This is a genomic window from Hymenobacter sp. HD11105 (assembly GCF_054051685.1).
Window position 1 is genome coordinate 1 of sequence record NZ_JBSWBR010000024.1, and the last position, 974, is coordinate 974.

1 protein-coding gene is annotated in these 974 nt (G+C 66.4%); it reads right to left on the reverse strand.

The features are described from left to right. Nucleotides 1–974, reverse strand: a 974-nt coding sequence (locus ACW9KT_RS22290; RefSeq protein ID WP_457084606.1) for a glycosyltransferase family 2 protein, incomplete at both ends; no start/stop codon positions are given.

Consider the following 974-nt stretch of genomic DNA (forward strand, 5'->3'; position numbering starts at 1 on the left):
GCAATCGGAATGGCGAGGTCGATTAGTACGATGACGCCGGAGAAGAAATACAGGGGCAGGGTGGCGTAGTGCAGGCGCTGGCGCCCACTCAGCCGGGCCCAGAGCCGGGGCACGACGGTCAACAACAGCTCGAAGCTGCCGCGGGCCCACTTCAGTTGCTGGGCATAGTATGCGGCCAAGGAGGCCGGCACCAGCCCGCGGCTGACAATGACGGGCGCGTAGACCGACTTCCAGCCCTGCGCATGCAGACGCAGGGCCGTGTGCATGTCCTCCGTCAGCCCGGCCGCGTGTCCGCCAATCGAGTCCAGGGCCGCGCGCCGAAACGTGCAGTTGGCCCCGATGGCCTGGGCCGTGTTGTAGGCGTTCATGCCCATCATCAGGGGCCCGTAGAAGTGGTAGGTCTGCTCGGCTGCCCCGCGGGCAATCAAGCTCTCTTGCTGGTTGCCGTAGGCCTGCACCACTTGCACGTAGCCCACACGCGGGTCGGCAAAGTAGCCCACCACCTGATCCAGAAAGTCGGGCGTGGGAGCGTGGTCCGGGTCGAGCACCACGCACAACTCGCCCGTGGCCTGGCGCAGGGCATTGTTGATGTTGCCGGCCTTGGCGTCCACCTTGACGGGGCGCGTGACGTGCACCACGCCCAGCTGCTGGCAGAGCTGGCGCAGGTAGGGGTCGTCGCCCTCGTCGCAGAGGTAGCTGGTGTGGGGGTAGGTAATAGCTTGCATGGCCCGCAGCGTAGCCTCGATCATGGCCAGGGGCTCGCCCGGGCAGGCCGTGGTGAGCACATCCACGGAGTAGGCCGGGGCCGGGGCGGCCGCTACTGGCTGGGGCGCCTGGGGCACACTCACTTGCACGTAGTGGTACCACTCGTGGAGCATGCGCAGCAGCTTGAAGCCCAACGAGATGCTCAGCAGCCAGAACAGGGGCGGGTAGCCTATGTGCTCCGGCCGCGCAAACCACCACACAAAATGAAC